General features: G+C 66.2%; 22 protein-coding genes. 11 read left to right on the top strand and 11 right to left on the bottom strand.

What is annotated here, in order from left to right:
- Positions 1-329: 329 nt before the first annotated feature.
- On the top strand, positions 330-2,201 hold the full coding sequence (locus AC1DKR_RS03600; protein WP_478031128.1) for an ABC transporter ATP-binding protein: 1,872 nt from the start codon (positions 330-332) through the stop codon (positions 2,199-2,201).
- Between the two features lie 79 nt (positions 2,202-2,280).
- Entirely contained in the window at positions 2,281-3,060 is a 780-nt protein-coding gene (locus AC1DKR_RS03605) for a ferredoxin--NADP reductase (RefSeq protein ID WP_230110900.1), read from the top strand.
- 75 nt (positions 3,061-3,135) lie between these two features.
- On the opposite strand, the gene AC1DKR_RS03610 is transcribed toward AC1DKR_RS03605, so the two are convergent.
- On the bottom strand, positions 3,136-3,615 hold the full coding sequence (locus tag AC1DKR_RS03610; RefSeq protein WP_312107031.1) for a glutathione peroxidase: 480 nt from the start codon (positions 3,613-3,615) through the stop codon (positions 3,136-3,138).
- Between the two features lie 159 nt (positions 3,616-3,774).
- Between AC1DKR_RS03610 and AC1DKR_RS03615 the strand changes: the two genes are divergently transcribed.
- Positions 3,775-5,943 (top strand): M3 family metallopeptidase, encoded by a 2,169-nt coding sequence (locus AC1DKR_RS03615; protein ID WP_312107033.1) that lies wholly within the window; start codon positions 3,775-3,777, stop codon positions 5,941-5,943.
- Positions 5,944-6,046: 103 nt separating this feature from the next.
- On the opposite strand, the gene AC1DKR_RS03620 is transcribed toward AC1DKR_RS03615, so the two are convergent.
- From AC1DKR_RS03620 to AC1DKR_RS03635, 4 genes are all read right to left on the bottom strand, one after another.
- Positions 6,047-6,805, bottom strand: a complete 759-nt coding sequence (locus tag AC1DKR_RS03620; protein WP_447945353.1) for a hypothetical protein — start codon at positions 6,803-6,805, stop codon at positions 6,047-6,049.
- A 160-nt stretch (positions 6,806-6,965) separates the two neighbouring features.
- The gene (gene cfa, locus AC1DKR_RS03625) at positions 6,966-8,081 is read right to left on the bottom strand and encodes a cyclopropane fatty acyl phospholipid synthase (RefSeq protein ID WP_478031133.1); all 1,116 of its coding nucleotides are present in this window, start codon (positions 8,079-8,081) and stop codon (positions 6,966-6,968) included.
- Between the two features lie 19 nt (positions 8,082-8,100).
- A complete protein-coding gene (locus tag AC1DKR_RS03630) occupies positions 8,101-8,982 on the bottom strand; it encodes a DUF3298 and DUF4163 domain-containing protein (protein WP_478031135.1) in 882 nt (293 codons plus the stop codon).
- A 36-nt stretch (positions 8,983-9,018) separates the two neighbouring features.
- Positions 9,019-9,321 carry a GNAT family N-acetyltransferase gene (locus tag AC1DKR_RS03635; RefSeq protein WP_025876743.1) on the bottom strand — a complete coding sequence of 101 codons (303 nt, stop codon included), beginning with the start codon at positions 9,319-9,321 and terminating at the stop codon, positions 9,019-9,021.
- 208 nt (positions 9,322-9,529) lie between these two features.
- Here AC1DKR_RS03635 and AC1DKR_RS03640 point away from each other — a divergent pair, with 208 nt between their 5' ends.
- Positions 9,530-9,691 carry a hypothetical protein gene (locus AC1DKR_RS03640; protein WP_162887673.1) on the top strand — a complete coding sequence of 54 codons (162 nt, stop codon included), beginning with the start codon at positions 9,530-9,532 and terminating at the stop codon, positions 9,689-9,691.
- Positions 9,692-9,749: 58 nt separating this feature from the next.
- Here AC1DKR_RS03640 and AC1DKR_RS03645 read toward each other — a convergent pair whose 3' ends face one another.
- Positions 9,750-10,376, bottom strand: a complete 627-nt coding sequence (locus AC1DKR_RS03645; RefSeq protein WP_025876742.1) for a rhomboid family intramembrane serine protease — start codon at positions 10,374-10,376, stop codon at positions 9,750-9,752.
- A gap of 7 nt (positions 10,377-10,383) precedes the next feature.
- A complete protein-coding gene (locus AC1DKR_RS03650; RefSeq protein WP_033831542.1) occupies positions 10,384-11,949 on the bottom strand; it encodes a POT-type proton-dependent oligopeptide transporter in 1,566 nt (521 codons plus the stop codon).
- A gap of 162 nt (positions 11,950-12,111) precedes the next feature.
- Here AC1DKR_RS03650 and AC1DKR_RS03655 point away from each other — a divergent pair, with 162 nt between their 5' ends.
- Positions 12,112-12,948, top strand: a complete 837-nt coding sequence (locus AC1DKR_RS03655) for an endonuclease/exonuclease/phosphatase family protein (RefSeq protein ID WP_442244302.1) — start codon at positions 12,112-12,114, stop codon at positions 12,946-12,948.
- Positions 12,949-13,101: 153 nt separating this feature from the next.
- On the opposite strand, the gene AC1DKR_RS03660 is transcribed toward AC1DKR_RS03655, so the two are convergent.
- Positions 13,102-13,713: a superoxide dismutase gene (locus tag AC1DKR_RS03660; protein ID WP_089236174.1), complete on the bottom strand. Its 612-nt coding sequence runs from the start codon at positions 13,711-13,713 to the stop codon at positions 13,102-13,104.
- Positions 13,714-13,936: 223 nt separating this feature from the next.
- On the opposite strand from AC1DKR_RS03660, the gene AC1DKR_RS03665 reads away from it, so the two are divergent.
- The gene (locus AC1DKR_RS03665; protein WP_312787990.1) at positions 13,937-14,392 is read left to right on the top strand and encodes a guanyl-specific ribonuclease; all 456 of its coding nucleotides are present in this window, start codon (positions 13,937-13,939) and stop codon (positions 14,390-14,392) included.
- A complete protein-coding gene (locus tag AC1DKR_RS03670) occupies positions 14,389-14,802 on the top strand; it encodes a barstar family protein (RefSeq protein ID WP_223495712.1) in 414 nt (137 codons plus the stop codon). The genes AC1DKR_RS03665 and AC1DKR_RS03670 overlap by 4 nt, the downstream gene beginning before the upstream one ends.
- A 122-nt stretch (positions 14,803-14,924) precedes the next feature.
- Here the strand turns inward: AC1DKR_RS03670 and AC1DKR_RS03675 are convergent, their stop codons facing one another.
- Both AC1DKR_RS03675 and AC1DKR_RS03680 read right to left on the bottom strand, forming a co-directional pair.
- Positions 14,925-16,679 carry a hypothetical protein gene (locus AC1DKR_RS03675; protein WP_478031139.1) on the bottom strand — a complete coding sequence of 585 codons (1,755 nt, stop codon included), beginning with the start codon at positions 16,677-16,679 and terminating at the stop codon, positions 14,925-14,927.
- A gap of 10 nt (positions 16,680-16,689) precedes the next feature.
- Positions 16,690-17,289 (bottom strand): NfuA family Fe-S biogenesis protein, encoded by a 600-nt coding sequence (locus tag AC1DKR_RS03680; RefSeq protein WP_025876727.1) that lies wholly within the window; start codon positions 17,287-17,289, stop codon positions 16,690-16,692.
- Between the two features lie 90 nt (positions 17,290-17,379).
- On the opposite strand from AC1DKR_RS03680, the gene AC1DKR_RS03685 reads away from it, so the two are divergent.
- The 3 genes from AC1DKR_RS03685 (at position 17,380) to zupT (ending at position 19,050) form a co-directional block, all read left to right on the top strand.
- Positions 17,380-17,730, top strand: coding sequence for a 4a-hydroxytetrahydrobiopterin dehydratase (locus AC1DKR_RS03685; RefSeq protein ID WP_230110908.1), 351 nt, complete (start codon positions 17,380-17,382; stop codon positions 17,728-17,730).
- Entirely contained in the window at positions 17,727-18,143 is a 417-nt protein-coding gene (locus tag AC1DKR_RS03690) for an energy transducer TonB (protein WP_312787851.1), read from the top strand. Before AC1DKR_RS03685 ends, AC1DKR_RS03690 begins: the two co-directional genes overlap by 4 nt.
- A gap of 97 nt (positions 18,144-18,240) precedes the next feature.
- Positions 18,241-19,050, top strand: a complete 810-nt coding sequence (zupT, locus tag AC1DKR_RS03695) for a zinc transporter ZupT (RefSeq protein ID WP_025876721.1) — start codon at positions 18,241-18,243, stop codon at positions 19,048-19,050.
- 503 nt (positions 19,051-19,553) lie between these two features.
- Here the strand turns inward: zupT and AC1DKR_RS03700 are convergent.
- On the bottom strand, positions 19,554-20,528 hold the full coding sequence (locus AC1DKR_RS03700) for an RluA family pseudouridine synthase (protein WP_313251239.1): 975 nt from the start codon (positions 20,526-20,528) through the stop codon (positions 19,554-19,556).
- A gap of 406 nt (positions 20,529-20,934) precedes the next feature.
- On the opposite strand from AC1DKR_RS03700, the gene AC1DKR_RS03705 reads away from it, so the two are divergent.
- Positions 20,935-24,171, top strand: coding sequence for an Rne/Rng family ribonuclease (locus AC1DKR_RS03705; protein WP_478031142.1), 3,237 nt, complete (start codon positions 20,935-20,937; stop codon positions 24,169-24,171).
- Positions 24,172-24,270 lie beyond the last annotated feature (99 nt).

Consider the following 24,270-nt stretch of genomic DNA (forward strand, 5'->3'; position numbering starts at 1 on the left):
GCGCACACGGCAAGACCGGGGTTGGGCGTCCTGCCCCACCCGCCCGAGACATGCCTCGGGCCCATGCGGCTCACGCCCCTTCGACCTGGCCCACCCCGCCTTCGAAAGTTTCCTGCTGCTGTTCGGTAGGTGTCGACCTTGGTCGACACAGTAGATCCACGCCATGCGTGGATGGAGGTGGGTCGGATCCCTTCGCACTGCGAAGGGCTCTGACCCATTGTGGGTCGCGGGGGTCAGAGCCCTTTGCCGCGCAAAGGGATCTGACCCCGGTGTCAGCCACACGGCTGCGCTGACCCCACCTGCACGTATCAGGCGCGCACAATAGCGGCATGCCTGCTTCCCCCATTGCCGGCGCCGCCGGCGCCAAGAAACCCAGCCTGCGTCAACGCTTCAAGGCGATGCGCAACCTGCCGCCATTCCTGCGTCAGGTGTGGCAGACCAGCCGCGCCCTGACCCTGGCCAGTCTTGGCCTGCGCCTGATCCGTGCGCTGCTGCCAGTGGCGATGCTGTACGTCGGCAAGCTGATCATCGATACCGCGCTGCACCTCAGCCAGCACGACGCGGGCTTCCCGCCGCTGGGCGAGGCCCTGTCCAGTGGCTTGCTCAATCCGCTGCTCGGCCTGCTGGCACTGGAACTGGGCCTGGCCATCGCCTCGGACCTGCTCGGCCGTCTGGTCAGCTACGCCGATGCCCTGCTGTCGGAACTGTTCGCCAACGTCACCAGCGTGCGCCTGATGGAACACGCAGCCACCCTGGACCTGGAGGACTTCGAGGACCCGGACCTGCAGGACAAGCTGGACCGTGCGCGGCGCCAGACCATGGGCCGGATGAACCTGATGAGCCAGCTGTTCGGCCAGGTGCAGGATGCGATCACCGTCGCCAGCCTGGCCGTCGGTCTGCTGGTCTACGCGCCGTGGCTGATCCTGCTGCTGGCGCTGGCACTGGTGCCGGCCTTCATCGGCGAATCACACTTCAATGCGGCCGGTTACAGCCTCAACTTCCTCTGGACGCCGGAACGCCGCCAGCTGGACTACCTGCGCCAGCTCGGCGCCAGCGTGGAAACGGCCAAGGAAGTAAAGATCTTCAACCTGCACCGGTTCCTGGTCGACCGTTACCGCAGCTTGTCGGCGGCACTGTTCCTGGCCAACCGCGCGCTCGCCCGGCGGCGTGCGTTCTGGGGCACGCTGCTGGCCGCGCTGGGCACGCTGGGCTACTACACCGCGTATGCCTATATCGCCTGGCGCACGGTGCGCGGCGATTTTTCGATCGGTGACCTGACCTTCCTCGCCGGCAGCTTCCTGCGCCTGCGCCAGTTGCTGGAAGGCCTGCTGATCGGGTTCTCGCAGGTCGCCAGCCAGGCGCTGTACCTGGACGACCTGTATTCGTTCTTCCAGATCGAACCGGAAATCCATTCGCGAAAGGACGCGGTGCGCGTGCCGCAGCCGATCCGCGAGGGCTTCGTGTTCGAGGACGTGGGCTTCCGCTACCCCGATGCCGAGCAATGGGCCGTGCGCCACCTGGATTTCCACCTGCACGCGGGCGAAGTACTGGCGCTGGTCGGCGAGAACGGCGCGGGCAAGACCACCCTGGTCAAGCTGCTGGCACGCCTGTACGAACCCGACGAAGGCCGCATCCTGCTGGATGGCCGCGACCTGCGCGACTACGACCTGGACGACCTGCGCGCCAATCTCGGCGTGATCTTCCAGGACTTCGTGCGTTACAACCTCAGTGCCGGCGAGAACATCGGTGTCGGCCAGGTGGAAGCGATGGACGACCGCGCGCGGATCACCGACGCCGCCCGCCGCGGCATGGCCGAGGAAGTGATCGCGGCCCTGCCCGGCGGCTACGACCAGCAGATCGGCCGCGGCTTCAAGCAGGGCGTGGACCTGTCCGGTGGCCAGTGGCAGAAGATCGCCATCGCCCGTGCGTGGATGCGCGATGCACAGGTGATGATCCTGGATGAACCCACCGCGGCGCTGGACGCCCGTGCCGAGTTCGAAGTGTTCCAGCGGTTCAGGGAGTTGGCGGATAATCGTACTGCCGTGCTGATTTCCCATCGGTTCTCGTCGGTGCGCATGGCCGACCGCATCCTGGTGCTGGCTGACGGCCGCATCGAGGCCAGCGGCACTCACGCGCAGCTGATGGCCCAGGGCGGCCGCTATGCCGAGCTGTTCGAGCTGCAGGCGGCAGGTTACCGCTGAGAACGCCTCTCGTTCCGCCTAATGAGAACCTGTCTCATTTGAGATAGAATTGTCCCGACGACTTCCGATAGATACGCCCATGTCCTCCGCTTTCGGCGCCGAAACGGTGCTTGAGGTCCGCCACTGGACCGACGCCTACTTCAGCTTCACCCTTACCCGTGACAGCGGTTTCCGCTTCGAGAACGGCCAGTTCGTGATGATCGGCCTGGAGACCGACGCGCGGCCGCTGCTGCGCGCGTACTCCATCGCCAGCGCCAACTGGGAAGAGCACCTGGAGTTCTTCAGCATCAAGGTGCAGGACGGCCCGCTGACCTCGCGCCTGCAGCACATCAAGCCGGGCGACAAGGTGCTGGTCGGCAAGAAGCCCACCGGCACCCTGCTGATCAGCGACCTGCACCCCGGCAAGAACCTGTACCTGCTGGGTACCGGCACCGGCATGGCACCGTGGCTTTCGGTCATCAAGGACCCGGAAACCTACGAGCGCTTCGAGAAGGTGATCCTCTGCCATGGCGTGCGCTACGAAAAGGACCTGGCCTACCGCGACTACTTCGAAAAGGAACTGCGCGAGCATGAGTTCCTGGGCGAGATGATCGGCGACAAGCTGCTGTACTACCCAGCCGTCACCCGCGAGCCGTTCGCCAACCAGGGCCGCCTGACCCAACTGATGGAAAGCGGCGAAATGCAGCGCACCCTGGGCCTGCCGGAGCTGAGCCCGGAAAACGACCGCGCGATGATCTGCGGCAGCCCGCAGATGCTGGCCGACCTGCGCACCGTGCTGGACAGCCGCGGTTTCCAGACCTCGCCGCGCATCGGTACGCCCGGCCACTACGTGTTCGAGCGCGCGTTCGTCGAGAAATAAGCTGCAACGGTAGTGCCGGCCATTGGCCGGTTTTGCTGCAACCACGGGGTTGCCGGCCAGCGGCCGGCACTACCTTCAGAGCAGCGCTTCGATGCCGCCGCGCAGCTGCTCCGGCTTGGTGGTCGGCGCATAGCGATCCACCACCTGGCCCTGGCGATCGACCAGGAACTTGCTGAAGTTCCACTTGATGCGGGCGATGCCCAGCAGCCCGCGCTTCTGGTGCGACAGCCATGCCCACAGCGGGTCGGCACCCTCGCCGTTGACCTCGATCTTCTGCGACAGCGGGAAGCTGACCGGGTAATCAATCGAACAGAACTGGCGGATCTGCGCAGCATCGCCCGGCTCCTGCGCACCGAACTGGTTGCAGGGAAAGCCGATCACCACCAGGCCGCGATCACGATAGTCCTGCCACAGCTGTTCCAACCCGGTGTACTGCGGGGTGAAGCCACAGCGGCTGGCCACGTTCACCAGCAGCAGCGGACGGCCCTGGTACTGCGCCAACACCTGCGGCTGGCCTTCAAGGTCACGGAAGCTGAAATCGTAGGCAGTGGTCATGGCGGTGGGCCGTGGGCGGTGATTGCATGGTACCCGGGCAACCAGCCAGAGGGTGGCCCTGCTGCGGGGCGGCTTTGCCAACATGCCTTTTGACACAAGTGCGGGCGCGCCGGGCCGGGTTACCCTCGGGCCCTTGTTTGCCTTACCGGAGTATCGACCTTGACCACCCGCCTTGCCCTTGCCGTGGCCATGACCCTCGGCCTTGCCCTGCCCGCCTATTCGGCCAGCGCCGCCGCCCCGGCCACCGCTGCCAATGCCCAGCAGGCCAATCCGTTCTTCGCCGACAGCCCGCTGCCGCTGCATTTCCCGCAGTTCGACAAGATCAAGGACAGCGACTTCGCCCCGGCCTTCGACGCCGGCATGGCGCAGCAGCTGAAGGAAGTGGAGGCGATCGCCAACACCAAGGCCAAGCCGACCTTCGACAACACCATCATCGCCCTGGAAAAGAGCGGTGACACCCTGGACCGCGCGACCACCGTGTTCTTCAGCCTGGTCGGCGCCGACACCAACGACACCCGCAAGAAGCTGCAGGCCGACTATTCGGCGAAGTTCGCCGCGCACAGCGATGCGATCGCGCTGAACGGCAAGCTGTTCGCGCGCATCCAGGCGCTGTATGACAGCCGCGCCACCCTGGGCCTGGACGCTGAAGGCGTTCGCCTGGTCGAGAAGTACTACGACAACTACGTGCGCGCCGGCGCCAAGCTGTCCGAGGCCGACAAGACCAAACTGAAGGAAATGAACGCCGAGCTGGCCAACCTCGGCACCAAGTTCAGCCAGAACGTGCAGTCGGAAGTGAACGCTTCGGCGATCACCGTCAACGACGTCAAGGAACTGGACGGCCTGTCCAAGGAGCAGATCGCCGCTGCCGCCGAAGCCGCCAAGGCCCGTGGCCTGGACGGCAAGTACGTGATCACCCTGCTCAACACCACCGGCCAGCCGCCGCTGACCAACCTGGCCAACCGTGCCCTGCGCCAGAAGATCTACGAAGCGTCCACCACCCGCGGCAGCCGCGGCGGTGAGTTCGACAACACCGCGCTGGTCGCGCGCATCATGCAGCTGCGCGCCGACAAGGCCAAGCTGATGGGCTTTGCCAACTTCGCCGCCTACAACCTGACCAACCAGACCGCCAAGACCCCCGAAGCGGTCAATGCGATGCTCGGCAAGCTGGCACCGGCAGCGGTGGCCAACGCCAAGCGCGAAGCCGCCGACCTGCAGGCAATGATCGACCAGGAACAGAAGGCCGCCGGCAAGCCGACCTTCAAGCTGGAGCCGTGGGACTGGGCCTTCTACAGCGAGAAGGTGCGCCAGGCCAAGTACAACTTCGACGAATCGCAGCTGAAGCCGTACTTCGAGATGAAGAACGTGCTGGAGAACGGCGTGTTCTTCGCCGCCAACCAGGAATTCGGCCTGACCTTCAAGCAGCGCACCGACCTGCCGGTCTACCACGATGACGTCACCGTCTATGACGTGTTCGATGCCGATGGCAGCCAGCTGGCGATCTTCATCTTCGACCCGTACGCACGTGCCTCCAAGCGCGGCGGTGCGTGGATGAACTCGTACGTCTCGCAGTCCAAGCTGACCGGTTTCAAGCCGGTGGTGGCCAATCACCTGAACATTCCCAAGCCGCCGGCCGGCCAGCCGACTCTGCTGACCTGGGATGAAGTGAGCACCACCTTCCACGAGTTCGGCCACGCCCTGCACGGCATGTTCTCGAATGTGAAGTATCCGTACTTCTCGGGCACCGCGGTGCCGCGCGACTTCGTCGAGTTCCCCTCGCAGGTCAACGAGATGTGGGCCGACAACCCGGCCATCCTGAAGAACTACGCCAAGCACTACCAGAATGGCTCGGCAATGCCGCAGGCACTGCTGGACAAGGTGCTGGCCGCGGCCAAGTTCAACCAGGGCTTTGCCACCACCGAGTACCTGGGCGCCGCCATGCTCGACCAGCGCTGGCACCAGATCGGCCCGGACCAGGTGCCGGCCGCCAAGGACGTGATGGCCTTCGAGCGCGCCGCGCTGGAGAAGGACGGCATCTACTACGCGCCGGTGCCGCCGCGCTACAAGACCCCGTACTTCAGCCACATCATGGGCGGCTACTCGGCCGGCTACTACGCCTACATCTGGTCGGAAGTGCTCGACGCCAACACCCAGAAGTGGTTCCGCGACAACGGTGGCCTGAGCCGCAAGAATGGCGACCACTTCCGCGCGACCCTGCTGTCCAAGGGTGGCAGCGTGGACGCGATGCAGCTGTTCCGCGATTTCGCCGGCCACGAGCCGCAGATCGAACCGCTGCTTGAGAAGCGCGGCCTGACCGGCACCGGCAACTGATCGCCGGCACCGTAGCGTGAAATGAAAACCGCCCGGGAGACCGGGCGGTTTTTTTGCTTGCATACCCTCGGCAGATCCACGACATGCGCGGATGCCACCCGGATCAACGCCGGAAAAGGCGCTCCCACCAGCGCTTCCCCGCGCCGGTCGCGGCCGGTGCAGCCGGGGCGGAAGGCGGAGGATCCGCAAGGAAGCCAGCCAATTGCGTGGCGGCGGCCTGCGCATACAGCAGTGCCCCGTCCTTGCTGCAGTTCAGCAGGTTGCTCAAGCTGGTCGACACTTCCAGTTTCATCGGGTTTGGCTCGACCACCTCGGTGGCTTCCAGCAGACCGCATCCGTTGGCGATCGCGTCATCTACCACGCTCCAGAACACCGCCAGGCGGCCATCGGAAAACAGCTCGTCCAGCCGCGAGCTCAGATCCGCGTCCAGCGCATAGTCCGCGCGCAGCTGCCGCAGTCGCCCGTGCGTGATGAAGACGCCACCACCGTAATTCTCCTGCAGGTGGTTACCGGCCGCTGCATCCCTCCAGGCGGGCGGAACCAGCTCGCGCCAGTCAGCAAAGTAGCGGGCCACGATCGGATCGTCGATGAAGAACGACAGCGCACTTCCCCGAAGATAGTGATAGCGCCGAAGATGTCCGGCGACGATCGCCAGATACAGCGCGTGCCCCTTCTCGAAGGGGACCTCCAGACCGAACGTGCGAGCTTCTTCGAGTCGCTCCTGCAGCTGTTCGACATAGAACGGATGGATCTGGAAGCGCTGCTGCAGCTCGCTGACCAACGTAGGATCCTCGAGCGCCCGGAAATAGATGTCGCGGATTTCGCAATCCGCAATCGGATGGTAGGTGATATCCCAGCCCATGCCGCCAAACCCTGAGTGATGCGGACGAACCGCCGGCCAGCGATTCTAGCGTCGACCTCGCCCGGTCATGACCAGCGCCCCCATCCGATGCACATGAAGTCAGAAAGCGTCGCAATCAGCACGCCGGGAGAACGCCACTGCGCCGCAGGAAAGAAACGCATCACCGCGGCGCCACATAGCCGCCGCGCACGCCCTCCGGCGACAGCACCAGCTGCCACAGCTGCGCATGCCGGCAGCGGAAGCTGGCCATCGATCCGGCCAGATAGAAACGCCACATGCGCCGGAAATGCTCGTCATAACGTGCGTCCAGCTGCGGCCACGCCGCTTCCACGTTGCGCCGCCAGGCCTGCAGCGTCAGGTCGTAGTCGGTTCCGAAGTTGTGCCAGTCCTCCAGCACGAAACGCCCTTCGAACGCCCGGCTGATCTGCACCGCCGACGGCAGCATCGAATTGGGAAAGATGTAGCGGGCGATCCACGGATCGGTGCGGTGGCGCGAAATGTTGCTGCCAATGGTATGCAACAGCAGCAGTCCCCGCGGCGAAAGGCAGCGCCGGGCCACGTCGAAAAAGCGGCGGTAGTTCTTGTCGCCGACATGTTCGAACATGCCGATGGAGAACACCGCGTCGAACGGCTCGTCCAGTTCGCGATAGTCCTGCAGCCGGATCTCGATCGGCAGGCCAGCGCACAACTCACGCGCGTAGTCGGCCTGCTCCTGCGAAATGGTGATGCCCACGCCACTGACACCATAGCGCTCAGCGGCGAACTTCAGCGCCTCGCCCCAACCGCAGCCGATATCCAGCACGCGTTGCCCGGGGCGCAGCCCAAGCTTGCGGCACACCAGATCGAGCTTGGCTTCCTGCGCGCCATCCAGATCGTTGGCGTTGCGCCAATAGCCACAGCTGTAGACCAGGCGCTGGCCAAGCATCGCCTGGTACAGGTCGTTGCCGAGGTCGTAGTGGCGGCGGCCGACTTCATAGCTGCGCTGCCCGGCCTGCAGATTGAACAGACGCGCTCTCAGGGCGTCGGCTACCTCACGCCAGCCGTGCACCCGTTCGTCCAGGTGCGCCTGCATCAGGTGGAACAGGAATTCATCCAGGACGTTGGCATCCCACCAGCCGTCCATGTAGCTTTCGCCCAAGCCGAGTGAGCCGTGCGCCATGACCCGCGCGAAGAAGCGCGGGTCATGCACCTGGATATCCTGTGGCCGGGTTCCATCGATCTGGACCCCGGCCTCGTGGAGCAGGCCGGTGACCCGCTCCTGCAACCCTGTATCCACGTCACCTCCTCGTCTACGGTTACCCGCGTGCGAACAGCTCCACGTAGTCCTTGGCCACGTGCGGCAACACCACCGAGGCCGGCACATCAGCGGTCTGGGTACCGTCCGAGTATGGACCCACCTGGTAGGGCGGGAACACGAAGCGCAGCGCGGTGATCTGTCCCTTGTCGTCGGTCAGCGGCTGGAACTGGCTGAAGTTATCGGCCTGCGGACCGGTGCCGTCGGCGATCATCCGCGAGGCATTGCGCAGCGATTCCTGCAGCTGCGACGGGTCCATGTCCTCGCCGCTGAGGCGGGTGGCCACACGCTCGCGCAGCTGGTCGGCGACGAAATCGCTGATCGCTTTCCAGCCCTTGGCATCGGCCACCAGCTTGTCGGCGCTCAGCATCTGCTGCTGCGCCGGCAGCCACACGAAACGAGCAACCAGCGGTTCGCCATGGGCGCCGCCGGTGTAGCGGCTGCCGTCGGCACTGACCACCACCAGTTGCGGCGTCTCCAGCAGCTTCTCGAAGCTCAGCGACAGCTCATAGGGCATGGTCGGCTTGTCGTTGCCCAAGCCGTCCAGCGCCTGCTGCAGATCGCTGCGGGCGGAGGTGGCATAGGCCTGCAGCGCGCGTGCCAGGCCCGGATAACGATCGATGCCCGCCGGGTAGCTGATCCCGACCACTTCACGTTCGTTGTTCTCGATCACATCGCGCAGATCCAACGGCGCTTCCGCTGCGGGTGCCTCGGCGGTGCCGGTGGTTTCGGCCGCAGGTGCGGCATCGGTGGCCGGAGCCGCCTCGTTCTCGCGCTGGCAACCAGCCAGCAACAGCACGCCCATAGCGCCGGCCAGCACGCTGGCGTGCAGTGGCCGGTTGTTTCCAATCTTCATCGGGATCCCCTGTTCATGTTCATACATCATCGCCTGCCCTGGCTGAAGGGTGGCCCGCTGGATTCAGCCCACAAGCAGATCGTGGTACTCCTCGTGCCGCTGCAGGAAGGCCTCGGCATAGGCACATGCCGGCACCACCTTGTACTTCTGCTCACGGGCGAAACGCAGTGCGACCCGGGTCAGCTCACCGGCAATGCCACGTCCGGCGATCGGCTCGGGCACTTCGGTATGGGTGATGACCATCCGCCTGCGCTTGATCTGGTACTCCAACAGTGCCACCTGTCCGCGCACGCGGGCGGTGAAACGGTGGTTGACCTGATCGTGTTCGACCTCGTAAGCCAGACCGGGGGGCGTGACCGAAGCCATGGGACTGTCTCCTGCGGCGACTGCGTGGATGGTGCGCACGCGGGCGCCATGATCGCGTGAAGTCTGAACAGGGACAAGTCTGCGCCCGTTGCGTCACTTGTTGCCCTCAAGCTTCAGGCCAGCCGGCCGCTACCCCCTCTGCAGGGGTGCGCCAGCCTGGCATGCCCCTTGCGACAGTTGACCTAGCGATCTGCCGTGGAGGCCCGTGATGCACCCCAGCGATTCCCAATCCGATACCGATCACGCCCTGCTGGAGGGCCTGCTGCAACTGGCCGTGGAGGGACAGACCGAAGACCAGGCGTTCCAGAGCATCGGCGAGGAAGTCTTCTCCCGCCTGCTCGATACCTACGGTCAGCAGACCCGGGCCTGACCCGGAGCGGGGCCGCGGCCCCGGGGGTCGGATCCAGTGGATCCGACCCCGGCCACCCTCAGCCGCCGCCGAGGCGGAAGGTCGGGTTAGACAGCTCGCGCAGGAAGTGACTGAAGATGCTCGGCTGCATGGCCAGCATGAAGATCACGCCGAACGCCGCACCGGCCAGGTGCGCGCTGTGGTTGATGCGATCGCCACCGCGCTTGTCCATCCAGATGCTGTAGCCGACGTAGAACGCGGCATAGACGATCGCCGGCGCCGGGATGAAGAACACCAGGATGATCGACCACGGCTTGATCAGGATGAAGGCGAACAGCACCGCCGACACCGCCCCGGACGCACCGAGGCTGAGGTAGTTCGGGTTCTTCTGGTTCTTCAGGTAGCTGGGCAGGATCGAGACCAGCAACGCACCGACATAGAACGCCGGATAGACCAGGTAGCTGCCGGTCAGCTGCACCATCACGCTCTCGATGAACCCCCCGAAGAAGAACAGGGTGATCATGTTGAAGATCAGGTGCGACCAGTCGGCATGGATGAAGCCGTAGGTGATCAGGCGGTCGTACTGGCGGTGGCGATCCACCGCCGGCGGCCACAGGATCAGGCGGTCAGCCAGCTTGCGGTTGTTGAACGCCATCCACGACAGGATGGCGGTGATGGCGATCAACAGCAGATTGACGGGGGTCATGTCAGGCTCAGGCGGTGCGGTAGTTGTCGACCATACGATAGCGTTTCGCATACCAACCGAAGGCCAACGCCGCGACGAAGGCGAAACCGGCGAAGAAGAACATCAGGAATGCCGCTTCGCTCAGGCCCGTACTGGCGATCTTGTGGGTGACCGTGTCGTTACGTACCGCCGCGTTGGACAGCAGCACCCACAGGTTGCCGATGGTGGTGGTCAGGTTCCAGAAGCTCATCACCACGCCCTTCATCGCCTGCGGGGCCTGGCTGTAGGCGAACTCCAGGCCGGTGGCCGAGACCAGCACCTCACCGAAGGTCAGCAGCGCGTACGGCAGCATCTGCCAGAAGATCGACATCGCATTGCCGCCATCCATCACCACCTGGATGCCACCCACTACGATCCAGGCCAGGCCACTGAAGGCGATGCCGGCGGTCATCCGGCGCAGCGCGGTCGGCTCGAAACCGAAGCGGCGAAGGGCCGGGTACAGCACCAGGTTGTTGAACGGAATCAGGATCATCACCAGCAGCGGATTCAGCGCCTGCATCTGCGAGGCGGTGAACCAGCTCGGCATCTGCATCTGCTGGCCCTGCAGCACCCAGGTCGAGGCTTTCTGGTCGAACAGCGAGAAGAACGGCGTGGTCAGGGCGAAGATCACCAGCACGCGCAGCACCGAGCGCACGCCTTCCACGGCTTCGGCCGGATGCTGGCCGCGCGCGCGGTCCAGCTGCAGCCAGGTACCACCACCGATGCCCGCCAGGATCGAGACCAGCGCCAGGCACAGGCAGATCACGATGCCGAGCGAGCCGACCAGGCCGAACGAGGCCAACGCCAGCACCAGGCCGAGCACGGCGATCACCAGGCCCGGACGGCCCTGGCCGGCCACCCGCGTGGTCAGCGCGGTGCGCACCACATTGGCGAACGAATGCGGGTCCTTCGGCGGCAACGGCACCAACACGTAGCGCTTGCGGCCCAGCCAGAACACGAAGGTGGCGATGAACATCAGGATGCCCGGAATACCGAACGCCCACTGCGGGCCCCAGTTCTTCAGCACCAGCGGGATCAGCAGCGAGGCGAACAACGAGCCGAAGTTGATGATCCAGTAGAAGGCGTCGAAGACGATCTTGGCCAGGTGCTTGTTGCTCTGGTCGAACTGGTCGCCCATGAACGAGGCCACCAGCGGCTTGATGCCACCGGCGCCCAGCGCGATCAGGCCCAGGCCGAGGAAGAAGCCGCCACGGCTGCCCTCGAACAGCGCAAGGCACAGATGGCCCATGCAGTAGACCAGGCTGAACCACAGGATGGTGTGGTACTTGCCGAAGAACTTGTCGGCCAACCAGCCACCGAGCAGCGGGAAGAAATACACGCCGATCATGAAGCTGTGCATGATGTCCTTGGCTTCACCGGCACGGCCTTCGGCCGTGATTTCCTGCAGCAGCAGGGAGGTGATCAGGAACTGCACCAGGATGTTGCGCATCCCGTAGAAACTGAACCGCTCGCAGGCCTCATTGCCGATGATGTACGGGATCTGGCGCGGCATCTTTCCCTGGCCGGCGATGGGGGCGACTGCGTCGTGGCTCATCCTGTAAGGCATTCCTGCAAAACGAAAGGCGCAAGAGTACCGGAACCTGTGCGTGCGAAGCACGCTGCAGGGCTGCATGACAGGCGCGCCAAAGCATGGCAGGCATGTGCGGCCCTGCCGGAAGTCACGGAACCTGCACGGCAAAAGCGTAAACTTATCGTTATGCGCCCCCTCCCCTTTGCCCGCATCCTGTCCAGCTGCCTCGCCCTCATGCTGGCCGTGCCTGCATTGGCGCGACCGCAGGCGCCGCCGGCGGCCGGCCTTGCCACGGAGGTGCGGCAATTGACCGTCGCCGCGCTGGAACTGCCCAGCCGTGATGAAGGGCAATGGAAGCAGCGCCGCGAACAGGTGCTGCAGCTGCTGACCGATCTGCAGCCGGATGTGATCTCGGTGCAGCAGGTCCTGCAGCAGCAAGGGCGCAACCCGGCCTGCTGGTTGGCCAGCCGGCTGCGCTACAGCTGCGATTTCGTCACCGCAGACCCGCCGAGCCAGCCGGTCCGGCATGGCAACGCGATGCTCAGCCGGCTGCCGGTCAGCGAGGACGGCGTCACCCTGCTGCATCCGCCGGGCACCTTCAGTGCCGCCGGCATGATGCGCCTGCGGCTGGGCGACAACGACGTCAACGTCTACGTCGCGCGCCTGCGGCCGGAGCCGGATGAGGCCACGGCCCGGCAGCACCAGACCAGCGACCTGATGACCTGGATCGGCGCCACGGCCGAGGGCATGCCGAGCCTGATCGCAGGGGATTTTTCCGCAAGCACCGTCGAGCTGGTGCGCAGCACGCCCGGCTTCCAGCCGGCCCGGCGCAATCCCGGCGCACCGGCGGCCAGCGGCGGCGGCGCCAGTGGCCATGGGCTGGATGTGCTGTTCCAGGTCAAGCATTTCGGCGGCATCCGCCAGCAGGCGATCATGCTGCCTGCCGACGGCGACCTGCCCGGCCTGCGCCTGGGCGTGATGGCGACGCTGCGGCTGCAGGACGTGCCTGCCACTACCGAATGACTTCGCCCGCGGGGAGTGCCGGCCGCTGGCCGGCAACTGCAACATTCCTGCCAGGACCGTCGTGAGGTTGCCGGCCAACGGCCGGCACCACCGATGCGCAAACAAAAAAGGCCGGGGTCTCCCCCGGCCTTCCACTTCACGCAGGCACTGCGATCAGGCGATCGCTTCCTGGTAACGACGCTCGACTTCGTTCCAGTCGATGACGTTGAAGAACGCGCCGATGTATTCCGGACGGCGGTTCTGATACTTCAGGTAGTACGCGTGTTCCCACACGTCCAGACCGAGGATGGGGGTGTTGCCTTCCATCAACGGGCTGTCCTGGTTGCCGCTGCTTTCGACCACGACCTTCTTGTCCGGGGTCACGCTCAGCCACGCCCAGCCACTGCCGAAACGGGTCAGCGCGGCCTTGGTGAAGGCATCCTTGAACTTGTCGAAACCGCCCAGGTCCTTGTCGATCGCCTTGGCCACATCGCCCACCGGGTTGCCACCGGCGTTCGGGGCCATCACGGTCCAGAACAGCGAGTGGTTGGCGTGGCCGCCACCGTTGTTGCGCACCGGACCCTGCAGGTTCTCCGGCAGCGACTTCAGCTTCTTCACCAGTTCTTCGACCGGCAGGTCGGCGTACTCGGTGCCTTCCAGCGCAGCGTTGACGTTGTTGATGTAGGTCTGGTGATGCTTGGTGTGATGGATTTCCATCGTCGCCGCATCGATATGCGGTTCCAGCGCGTCGTAGGCGTAGGGCAGCTTGGGCAGGGTGTAGGCCATGATGCATCTCCTGATAGCGAGGGCACCCGACGGCATCGTCGGGCGGTGCGCGGTGAATGATGGGGACAGACCGCCAGATTACCAAGGGGGATGTAAAGGAAATTGCGTCCTGCAGGTGAGCATGCCGGCAATTGTTACGCAGCGGTGACGCGGCGCGTGCCCTCATGCAGGGTGCAGCGCGCAGGCGCTACAGTGGGCGCACCACCCTCGCCTGCTCCTGCCCATGCGCAACCCCCGGCTGTTGATCACTGCCATCGTCCTGCTGCTGCTCGGCCTGGTCGTCAATCATTTTCTGCAGCGGCCGCCGCCGCCGCAGTTCGCGCCCGACCTGCAGGGCACTCCGGCAACCAACGCACCGGCGCTGCGCAACAGCAGCAGCGACAGCGGCCTGCCCGCCTTCCTTCCGGCCGAGGCCCGCCAGACCATCGCGCTGATCCAGCGCGGCGGCCCGTTCCCGCATCGGCAGGATGGCAGCACCTTCGGCAACCGCGAACAACAGCTGCCACAGCGCCCGCGTGGCTACTACCGCGAGTACACCGTCGACACGCCCGGTGCAGGCAACCGCGGCGCGCGGCGCATCGTCACCGGTGGCAACCCGCCCGATGCCTGGTACTACACCGATGATCACTACGAATCGTTCCGCAGCTTCACCGTACCGGCCTCCGGAGAACGCCCATGAGCCACGATGATTTCGGCCTCGGCCTGCATGACATCAACAATGCCGGCGTCTACGCGATCGACAGCTCCGATATCAGCGCACTGTCGGCAGCGATGCGCGATGCCGACCTGAAGGTTATCCGGATCGACCTGGATGGCGTGAGCGACAAGCGCACCCTGCTGGCGCGGCTGGCCGCCCAGCTTGATTTCCCTGCCGGCTTCGGCGGCAACTGGGATGCACTGGCCGACAACCTGCGCGACCTGCAGTGGTTGCCTGCCCATGGCTATGCGCTGTTCCTGGCCGATGTCGATGCCCTGCGCGCCGGTGCAGGCAAGGAGTTCGACACGCTGCTGGACATCCTGGATGAAGCCAGCCGTGACTGGGTAGGTCGCGACGTCCCGTTCTGGGTGTTCCTGTCGCAGAGCGAATGACCTGGTAGAGGCCGACCTTGGTCGGCATGCACGTGAAGCGCATGGATCATCCACGCATGGCGTGGATCTACCCGGCGCAGCTGGATGCACAGTAGATCCACGCCATGCGTGGATGCGGCACCCTACCGGCTGCCGTTATCTTCCTGCAGCTCTTTCTTGAACGGGATATCCGGCGGCGGACGCGCCACTGCGGGCTGGTCCTGCATGTTCGGATCGGTGAGGCCACAGCCGCCACCGGCCTGCAGGATCGAGATCACGCAGGAAATCTTCGTGCTGGTACCCGGCAACGGAATCTCCATTGCCTTGACGCCCTTGCGCACCCATTCGGCGAGCAGCGATTCCTGCGGCACCCAATACTTGTCGAACGAGGTAGGCGTGTAGTCGTACGGCGGCCGCTTCAACCATTTGCCGGACTCGGCGATGCGCTCCTTGCTCCAGCCGTCGTTGGCCCCACCGGGTGCGCCGCGCTCGGCCTTGCCGGCCCCGTCCTGGCCGGCCACGCGTACGCTGCCGTCAGCGTTGAACAGACCGTCGCCCTTGCCCGCACTGGTTTGCGCGGCGCCCTGGTTGGCGCCGTCGCGATTGCGGCTGGAAGCGCCCCAGTCGTCACCGCGTGCGGGCGTTGCCCAGTTGCCCGGGGTTGGTGCCGGACGGGCGCCCGCCTGTGCCGCGGCGGTGCTGGTCGTCGCAGGGCGCGCCACGCTGGCGCTGTTCTGGGCCGAACTGCCGGCGGGTGCCGGCGTCGGCGTGGTCGCGCTGCCTGCCGCAGTCGACGCGGCAGGTTGCGGAGCGGCAGCAACCTCCCGTTCGCGCACCTGCACCTCGCGCCCGGCAGGCGCACGCACCGTGGGCTCGCGCCCTGCGACGGTGGCCATGCGCACCTGCGGATCGGTCACGGCCTGCACTTCGCGCTCGCGCACCTGTACGTCGCGTTGCGGTACGCGTACCTGGATGTCGGTGGTCCGCATCGGCTGCGGCGCCACCGGCGCTTCGACCGTGCTGATTTCGCGCTCCTGCACCTGCACATCGCGCACGCGCGGAGCCTGCACTGCCACGTCGGGCGTGCGTACCGGCGTTGCTATCGGCGCAGCCTGTACCGGCAGCACGCTGCGCTCGCGCACCGTCGGAATGGTGTCGCGAGGCACGATGCTGACCTCGGTGCGCGGCAGTGCGACCGGCGGCACCACGAATTCGGCGGTCGCCTCTGCAACTTCGGTGGCCTGTACCGGTGAGGGCGGCGGTGCGGCCACCGGCGCCGGCTCCACCTCGGGCGGCGGCGGCACGCTGGCGGTCGGTGCCGTGGCAGCGGCAGTAGAAGACGGCGCAGGTGCAGACGGTTGCGGCCGGGGCGCTGTCGCCGCTCCGGCATCCTGGCCTGCGGCTGCGGCACCGGCCTCTGCGGCGGCAGCTGCCTCGGCACCGGGCTGGTCGCCGCCGCCTTCCTGTGCAGCACGGCCGACGAATTCAATCTGCACGCGCTCACCCTCGCTGCCCTGCTCGTCCGGCGAAGACGTGCGGATCACCGCCACCCACAGCAGCAGCAGGAAGAACAACAGATGCAGCAGCGCGCTGAGCAGCGCCGAGGTCCAGCGCATCCAACGCTGGTCGCGAGGCGCCGGATCCCAGTCCTGCCAGAACAGGCGGCGCAGGGACGCCCATGGCCCCAGCGCCGGCAATTGCCCCGGGGGGCCTGGCAGCGGTCGCGGCAGCAGCACCGCGATCACTTCGCGCGCGTGCAACGGACGCGGCAGCGGCGTCAGCGTCCGCAGCCAGATCGCCCAGCCGTACGGCAGGCCAGTGTTCTTCTCGAGGATGGGCGGTCGCTGCTGGCGCGCCAGCAGCAGGTCGATGAGTTGCTCGGCTCTGGGCAGAGGCACGCGTTGGCGATCAGGCGGCGTTGCCGCGCGGAATATACGGAGCGTGGCCGCTGTCGTGATCGGTAGCATCACGCACGGCGGTCACCCCCGGCACACGGCCCATCAAGGTCTTCTCGATGCCCTGCTTGAGGGTGACGTCGGCCATGCCGCAGCCCTGGCAGCCACCGCCGAAGCGCAGCAGCACCACGCCGTCGGCCGAGACTTCCTGCACGGCGACCTTGCCACCGTGCGAAGCGAGCTGCGGATTGACTTCGTTTTCCACCACCCAATGCACGCGCTCGACCAGCGAGGCGGCATCGCCGGGCGCTTCGCCCTTGATCCGCGGCGCCTTGATCGTCAGCTGCTGGGTACCGGCCGTGCCGGGCACGATGTCAATTTCTGCTCCATCGAGCCAGCCAACGCTGCTTGCGTCGACATAGAGCGTGAAGCCATCGCAGTCCACCGCCCACTCGTCGCCGAGCAGGTCGGTCGGCTCGGCGAACTCCAGCCGGGCATCAGCACGCGGGGTGCCAGGATCGACCGCACTCAAGCGCACGCCCATGCCGGGCACGCCCTCGCGTTCGATCAGCTTGCGGAAATGGGTCTGGGCAGTGTCGGAGATCTGGATCATCAGGCTATTCTAGCCAAGTAAGCGTCAGCCGCTCATTCGTTTTATACACCGGCCGGCGCATTGTTCAGTCAACACGAGGTGGAGGAACCCATGGCCGACCTGATTCCGCTGGCACAGGCCCGTTGCGTGCCGCGCAAAGGCAGCGACCACAAGCTGGGCGAGGCCCGGCTGGCCGAACTGCTGCCGCAGGTTCCCGGCTGGGAGCTGGCGGAGGCCGGCCAGGCGCTGGTGCGCACGTTCCGCTTCAAGGATTACTACGCCACCATGGCCTTCGTGAACGCGCTGGCCTGGATCGCCCACGGCGAGGACCATCACCCGGACCTCGGTGTCCACTACGACCGTGCCGTCGTCCGCTACTCCACCCACGACGTGGGTGGCCTGAGCGAGAACGACTTCATCTGCGCAGCGAAGACTTCAGCCCTGACGGAGCAACCGAAATGAACGTGCGATTGCTGAGCCTGTCCCTGCTTGCCGTGACCAGCCTGGCCGGCTGCGGCTCCTCCGAGCCTCCGGCAGCGCCGGCCGCGGCCCCCACCGAAGTGGCTGCGGTGAAGACCCCGCCGCCGCAGTATCCGCTGGAACTGGCCTGCACCGGCGTGGGCGGCACCAGCACCTTCAAGGTGGTGATCGGCACCGACGGCAAACCCAGCGAGGTCACCCTGCTGACCGGCGCCGGCAACCCGCAGCTGGACGATCTGGCCAAGACCGCGGTGCAGGGCTGGCAGTTCAAGGCCGCCACCCGCAATGGGGAGGCTGTGCCGGCCACGATCCAGGTGCCGGTCAGCTTCAACCCGCCGCAGCCGAAGCCGGACCAGTGCTTCGCCATCGAAGAAAGCCTGCGCCGCGGAGGCTGATCGCCTGCCGGTGACGAGGCCAGCCGACGCCCGCCTCGCCTTTGCCGCCCCGGCCCGTGCCGGGGCGATTGCTTGATGACAAGGAACGCGTCGGTACATGCTGCAGATTCCCCCCGAAAACATCTGGATCGCCCTGGCGGTCACCCTCGCTGCGGGCCTTGCCACCGCCATCGGCAGCCTGCTGGTGCTGTTCTCACGCCGCCCCAATCCGCGCCTGCTGGCCTTCGGCCTGGCCTTTGCCGGCGGCGCGATGGTGTACGTCTCGCTGTCGGAGATCCTCAACAAATCCATCGCCTCGTTCGCGCTGGCCTATGGTGAGCGCACCGGCTTCACCTACGGCACCCTCGCCTTCCTGCTGGGTGTTGTGGTGATCGTGCTGATCGACCACTTCATTCCCAACCCGCATGACAGCCTGGACAAGCAGGACCCGGCTTTCCGCGAGAACAGCCGCGAGTACCTGAAGCGGGTCGCCCTGCTGACGTCGGTGGCGATCACCGCGCACAACTTTCCGGAGGGGCTGGCGACGTTCTTCGCGACGCTGGAGAGCCCGTCGGTGGGCATGCCGCTGGCCTTCGCCATCGCCATACACAACATTCCCGAGGGCATCGCCATTGCGGTGCCGGTGTACTTCGCCACGCAGAACAAGTTCTACGCGTTCGCCGCCAGCCTGCTGTCAGGCCTGGCCGAGCCTGTGGGCGCGGCGATCGGCTATGTCCTGCTGTCCGGCTCGCTGTCCCACGCCACGTTTGGTTGGGTGTTCGGCCTGATTGCCGGTGTGATGGTGTTCCTGGCGCTGGACGAGCTGCTGCCGGCAGCCAAGCGCTACGCCAAAGGGCACGAGACCGTGTACGGGCTGGTGGCGGGCATGGGCACGCTGGCGATCAGCCTGGTGCTGTTCAAGTGGTGAAGGGTTTCCGGCCAACGGGCTGAGCCCCCTCGCGGCTGGCAGAGCGAGATGCTGCGGTTGGGCCGGGCGAGGTGGGTTTGCGGGGGACGCCGTAAACCCATCCATGGGGGCTTGGGCGCGCCATCCATGGCGCTTACACCCCCGCAAACCCACCTCGCCCGGCCCCTGACAGGCTACGTGCGTGCCAGCCGCGCGATGAAAGAACTAAAAGCAAAGCCCGCGCTGCGCGCGTGAGTCGAGCGTTGCTCGACTCTACCCGGGCCGCCGCGCGGACGGGGTCTGCTTTTCTTTTGATGTTCCGTGGCTGGCACGCGCGCGATCTGTCGAAGGGCGGTCCGGATGGGTTGGCGGGGGTGTCCGCGGCATGGATGCCGCGGCCAAGCCCCCAGGGATGGGTTCACGGCGTCCCCCGCCACCCCATCCGAACCGACCAAAACCGGGATCCCGCTTTGGACGCCAGCCGCGAGGGGGCTGCGCCCGTTGGCCGGTCAGCCCCGCAGGGGCTACTTCAGCCTGTCCAGCGCCTCGACCAACTCATCGGCCAGCGGCGCGTTCAGCACATACGGGCTCTTGCCGTCGTCCAGCGCGAACTCCAGCGACGCCGCATGCAGGAACAGGCGCTTCAGTCCGATCTGCTCACGAAGCCGCTTGTTGACCGCAGGATCGCCGTACTTGTCGTCACCGGCAACCGGATGCCCGAGATGCTGGGCGTGCACGCGGATCTGGTGGGTGCGGCCGGTTTCGATGCGCACCTCGCAATAGGAATGGCCGCCCTTGCGCTCCAGCACCCGGAAATGGCTGATCGATTCCTTGCCGATAGCATTGACCTGCACATGGCGCTCGCCGCCCTGGCGCAGGCCCACGTGCAACGGCGCGTCGACCGTCATCACCCCGTCCGGCATGCGCCCGGCCAACAGGGTCAGGTAGCGCTTGCGGATGCCGGCGCCGTGGTCTTCACGCAGCAGTGCCTGCAGCTCGCTCAGTGCCGAACGCTTCTTGGCCACGATCAACAGGCCCGAGGTGTCACGGTCCAGCCGATGGACCAACTCCAGGGTCTGGCCGGGGCGCAGAGCGCGCAGGGTCTCGATGGCGCCGAAGCTGATGCCGCTGCCGCCATGGCTGGCGACGCCGGTCGGCTTGTTCAGCGCCAGAAGGCGGGCATCTTCGAAGACGATGGCCTGCTCCAGCCGACGCATGAACGCCTCCGGTGGTCCCGCCTTGTCTCCTTCATCGCTGAGACGAACCGGCGGGATCCGCACTTCGTCGCCAGCTTCCAGCTTGCGCTCGGCCTTGGCGCGGCCGCCGTTGACGCGTACCTGCCCGCTGCGGACCAGCTTGTAGACCAGGCTGCGCGGGGCACCCTTGAGCTGGCCGAGCAGGAAATTGTCCAGGCGCTGGCCGGCGCGGTCGGCCGGAACGGTGATCATGCGCACGGAAGGCTTGTCGCCGGCCGGCTTGGTGGGGTCTTGTGCAGTCATCAGCCTGTTTATTCTGTTACACTCGGGGGGCGAGATAAGGGATTGATTTCGTTGGAAGTTACTCAGGGCCAGAAGCCCCGCTTCCGACGAATCCGGCACAGTGCGCGACCACCGCCCGCGGGGCGGCCATGTTAGCGGCTCACCGGCGTTCCCGGCCATCGCCGATTGCCTGACACGCAGTCGCGCTGAACATGTCCCGTGCGGCGCTCCAGCCTGGCTGACAGCTGCCTCCGGCCCTGCAACACCCAAAACCAGAAAATTGAAGCGCTCCCGCGGCCTGCCGTGGTGTCGTAGCGCTGGAAACCCAAGCCGCCCTCCCCGCGCTTGCGCGAATGGGCGGCGAGCCGTGTCCAGAGGCGAAACTCCATGGCGTTCCGCGCGGTAGCCGCTTGCGAGGAACGCAACAATGAAGCGAATGCTGATCAACGCCACGCAGGCTGAAGAGCTGCGTGTTGCCATCGTGGATGGCCAGTCGTTGTATGACATCGACATCGAGCAGCCGTCCAAGGAACAGAAGAAGTCCAACATCTACAAGGGCCGGATCTTCCGCATCGAGCCCTCGCTGGAAGCGGCCTTCGTTGAATACGGTGGCGGCCGCCACGGCTTCCTGCCGCTGAAGGAAATCTCCCGCGATTACTTCCAGGCCGGTGTCGACCACAACAAGGCCGGCATCCGCGAGCTGCTGAGGGAAGGCCAGGAAATCGTCGTCCAGGTGGACAAGGAAGAACGTGGCAACAAGGGCGCTGCCCTGACCACGTTCATCTCCCTGGCCGGCCGTTACATGGTGCTGATGCCCAATTCCCCCAGTGCCGGCGGTGTTTCCCGTCGCATCGAGGGTGAAGACCGGGCGGCCTTGAAGGACGCCCTGGACAAGCTGAACATCCCCGACGAAATGGGCGTCATCATCCGTACCGCCGGCGTCGGCCGCGATGCGGAAGAGCTGCAGTGGGATCTGGATTACCTGCTGAACGTCTGGCGCGCCATCGCCGAAGCCGCCCTGAGCAAGCCGGCCCCGTTCCTGATCTACCAGGAATCGCGCCTGATCGTTCGCGCCCTGCGTGACTACCTGCGCGCCGACATCGGCGAGATCCTGGTGGACACCGAGGAGATGTACGAGCACGCCAGGGAGTTCATGCAGCAGGTGATGCCGCAGACCCTGCGCAAGCTCAAGCATTACAAGGACGACATCCCGCTGTTCAACCGCTTCCAGATCGAATCGCAGATCGAAGGCGCCTACGAGCGCAACGTGCGCCTGCCGTCGGGCGGTTCGATCGTGGTTGACCAGACCGAAGCGCTGACTGCCGTCGACGTCAACTCCTCGCGCGCCACCAAGGGCAGCGACATCGAGGACACCGCGTTCCAGACCAACCTGGAAGCGGCCGAGGAAGTGGCCCGCCAGCTGCGCCTGCGCGACCTCGGCGGCCTGGTGGTGATCGACTTCATCGACATGGCGTCCAACAAGCACCAGCGCGAAGTCGAGAACCGCCTGGCCAACGCGCTCAAGTACGACCGTGCACGCGTGCAGGTCGGCCGCATCTCGCGCTTCGGCCTGCTGGAAATGAGCCGCCAGCGTCTGCGTCCGAGCCTGGGCGAATCCAGCCAGATCGTCTGCCCGCGTTGCGACGGCCATGGCCGCATGCGCAGCGTCGAGTCGCTGTCGCTGTCGATCATCCGCGTCGCTGAAGAGCATGCGATGAAGGAGAACACCGGGCAGGTGCTGGTACAGGCGCCGGTGGAGATCGCCAATTACCTGCTGAACGAAAAGCGCGGCGCACTGGGCGAAATCGAGAAGCGCCACGAGGCGCCGATCGTGATCGTTGCCGACGAGCAGCTGCACACCCCGCATTACACCGTCACCCGCCTGCGCGACAACGAACTGGGCGAGGAAAGCGGCAAGCCGAGCTACCAGCGCGGTACCCCGCGCAAGCTGCCGGTACACGCACTGACCAAGGGCCAGCTGAACATCCCGCCGCCGATGGTGACCCAGGTCAAGCACAACTCCCCCGCCCCGGTGCGGGACGAAGTGGAACCGGCCGCAGCGCCGGCACCCGCGCCGGTGGCCGCAGTGGCTCCGGCTGCCGCCGCCAGCGGTGGTGTGGTTGGTTGGCTGAAGCGCATCTTTGGTGGCGAGCCCGCTCCCGCTCCCGCACCGGCACCGGCCGCGCGCCAGCAGCAGGATGGCGGCCGCCGTGACCGCAACAAGGATCGCAACAAGGACCGCAAGGACCGTCGCGAGGACAGCCGTGGCAACGGCGGCAATGGCAATGCGCAGCAGCAGAAGGACGGCGGCAACCGCAAGGACCGCGGTGAGCAGCGCAAGGATGGCCGCAACGGCGGCAACCAGGCCAATGGCAATGGCCAGCAGCAGCCGCAGCAGCAGGGCAAGCCGAAGGATGTCCAGCAGCCGCAGCAGCAGAACAAGCCGCGCAACGAACAGGCCCAGGGTCAGGGCCAGCAGCAGCCGAAGCTGAAGCAGCCGAAGCAGCCGCGCCCGCAGGACGGTGACAAGCCGGCCGAGAAGCCCCAGCGTGCCGCTGCCGAAGCCCCGGCCGATGGCGTGACCGCTGCTGCTGCCGTGGCTGCCACGACTGCGGTTGCGGCCACGGTTGCAGTGCAGGAAGAAAAGGCACTGGCACCGGCCGTTGCCACTGAAAACGTGGCCGACGCTGTCGCGGCCGTGGACACCGCCGCAACGACCGATGCAGAGGTCGTGGTTGCGACCGGGGCTGCCGAGGATGCTGCGGCAGATGCCGCAGGCGATCAGACCGGCGAAGGCGCAACCCGCCGCCGCCGTGGCCGTCGCGGTGGTCGTCGTCGTCGTCGTGGTGGCGCCGAGAACGCTGCGGGCGGTGACGTACTGGGTGATGACCTGGACGACGGCGATGATGCCGAGGGCGAGGACAACGACGGCGATTCCGTCGAGCAGACCGCCCCGGCTTCGGTCGGCGCACCGGCAGCCGCCGCGCAGCCGTCGCGTTCGCAGCCGGAATTCGATTTCGATGACGAAGTCGAGCCGGCCGCAGCTGATGCCGGTAAGCCAGCACGTGCGCCGGTTGCAGTGGCCGCCGCGGTTGCGCCGGTCGCTGCCGTAAGCAGTGCCGTGGTCGAGGCAGCCGCTCCAGTGGCCGCCGCAGTGCAGACTCCGGCTCCGGTGGAAGCCGTCGCCAAGATCGAACCGACCCCGTCGCCGGTGCAGACCAGCATGCTGGATGCCATCGATGCAGCGACGCCCGTGCAGCCCGCACCTGAAGCGGCTCCGGTGATCGAGGCGAAGCCGCCGGTGGTCGAGACCGCTGCTGCGATCGAAGCAGCCCCGGTCGCTGAACCGACCGCGGTGGTCGAAGCCGCACCGGTAGCCGAGCCGAAGCCGGTGGTGGCTGACGTTGCGCCGGTGGTTGAAGCTGCTCCGGTGGTCGAACCGAAGGCCGAGGTTGAAGTCGCCCCGGTGGTCGAGCAGCCGGCAACCCCGGTGGCTGTCGAAGCCGCACCGGTGGAAACCGCTGCACCGGTCGCCGATCCGGTCGTGTCGGCGGCGGTCGACCCGATTGCCGATGGCCACGCCGACGCTGCCGCACAGGCCGCCGACGCGCAGGCTTCGGAAGAAGACGAAGACGCCGGCAAGCGCACGCCGCCAGCCGCCTGATCGATCTTTGATCGGCAACAACGAAACGGCGGGGATCGATGATCCCCGCCGTTTCTGTTTGTGACGTACCAAATGACGTAGCAAACGCAGATGCGCCGC

The organism is Stenotrophomonas sp. 01N47 (assembly GCF_056399165.1).

Bases quoted from the DNA above. Each gene is read 5' to 3' on its own strand.
- AC1DKR_RS03605 (WP_230110900.1), top strand. From the start codon at position 2,281: ATGTCCTCCGCTTTCGGCGCCGAAACGGTGCTTGAGGTCCGCCACTGG.
- AC1DKR_RS03635 (WP_025876743.1), bottom strand. From the start codon at position 9,321: ATGGCTTCGGTCACGCCCCCCGGTCTGGCTTACGAGGTCGAACACGAT.
- AC1DKR_RS03700 (WP_313251239.1), bottom strand. From the start codon at position 20,528: ATGACTGCACAAGACCCCACCAAGCCGGCCGGCGACAAGCCTTCCGTG.
- AC1DKR_RS03630 (WP_478031135.1), bottom strand. From the start codon at position 8,982: ATGTATGAACATGAACAGGGGATCCCGATGAAGATTGGAAACAACCGG.
- AC1DKR_RS03705 (WP_478031142.1), top strand. From the start codon at position 20,935: ATGAAGCGAATGCTGATCAACGCCACGCAGGCTGAAGAGCTGCGTGTT.
- AC1DKR_RS03690 (WP_312787851.1), top strand. From the start codon at position 17,727: ATGAACGTGCGATTGCTGAGCCTGTCCCTGCTTGCCGTGACCAGCCTG.
- AC1DKR_RS03670 (WP_223495712.1), top strand. From the start codon at position 14,389: ATGAGCCACGATGATTTCGGCCTCGGCCTGCATGACATCAACAATGCC.
- zupT (WP_025876721.1), top strand. From the start codon at position 18,241: ATGCTGCAGATTCCCCCCGAAAACATCTGGATCGCCCTGGCGGTCACC.
- AC1DKR_RS03650 (WP_033831542.1), bottom strand. From the start codon at position 11,949: ATGAGCCACGACGCAGTCGCCCCCATCGCCGGCCAGGGAAAGATGCCG.
- AC1DKR_RS03620 (WP_447945353.1), bottom strand. From the start codon at position 6,805: ATGGGCTGGGATATCACCTACCATCCGATTGCGGATTGCGAAATCCGC.
- AC1DKR_RS03680 (WP_025876727.1), bottom strand. From the start codon at position 17,289: ATGATCCAGATCTCCGACACTGCCCAGACCCATTTCCGCAAGCTGATC.
- AC1DKR_RS03665 (WP_312787990.1), top strand. From the start codon at position 13,937: ATGCGCAACCCCCGGCTGTTGATCACTGCCATCGTCCTGCTGCTGCTC.
- AC1DKR_RS03645 (WP_025876742.1), bottom strand. From the start codon at position 10,376: ATGACCCCCGTCAATCTGCTGTTGATCGCCATCACCGCCATCCTGTCG.
- AC1DKR_RS03610 (WP_312107031.1), bottom strand. From the start codon at position 3,615: ATGACCACTGCCTACGATTTCAGCTTCCGTGACCTTGAAGGCCAGCCG.
- AC1DKR_RS03660 (WP_089236174.1), bottom strand. From the start codon at position 13,713: ATGGCCTACACCCTGCCCAAGCTGCCCTACGCCTACGACGCGCTGGAA.
- AC1DKR_RS03685 (WP_230110908.1), top strand. From the start codon at position 17,380: ATGGCCGACCTGATTCCGCTGGCACAGGCCCGTTGCGTGCCGCGCAAA.
- AC1DKR_RS03600 (WP_478031128.1), top strand. From the start codon at position 330: ATGCCTGCTTCCCCCATTGCCGGCGCCGCCGGCGCCAAGAAACCCAGC.
- AC1DKR_RS03640 (WP_162887673.1), top strand. From the start codon at position 9,530: ATGCACCCCAGCGATTCCCAATCCGATACCGATCACGCCCTGCTGGAG.
- AC1DKR_RS03655 (WP_442244302.1), top strand. From the start codon at position 12,112: ATGCGCCCCCTCCCCTTTGCCCGCATCCTGTCCAGCTGCCTCGCCCTC.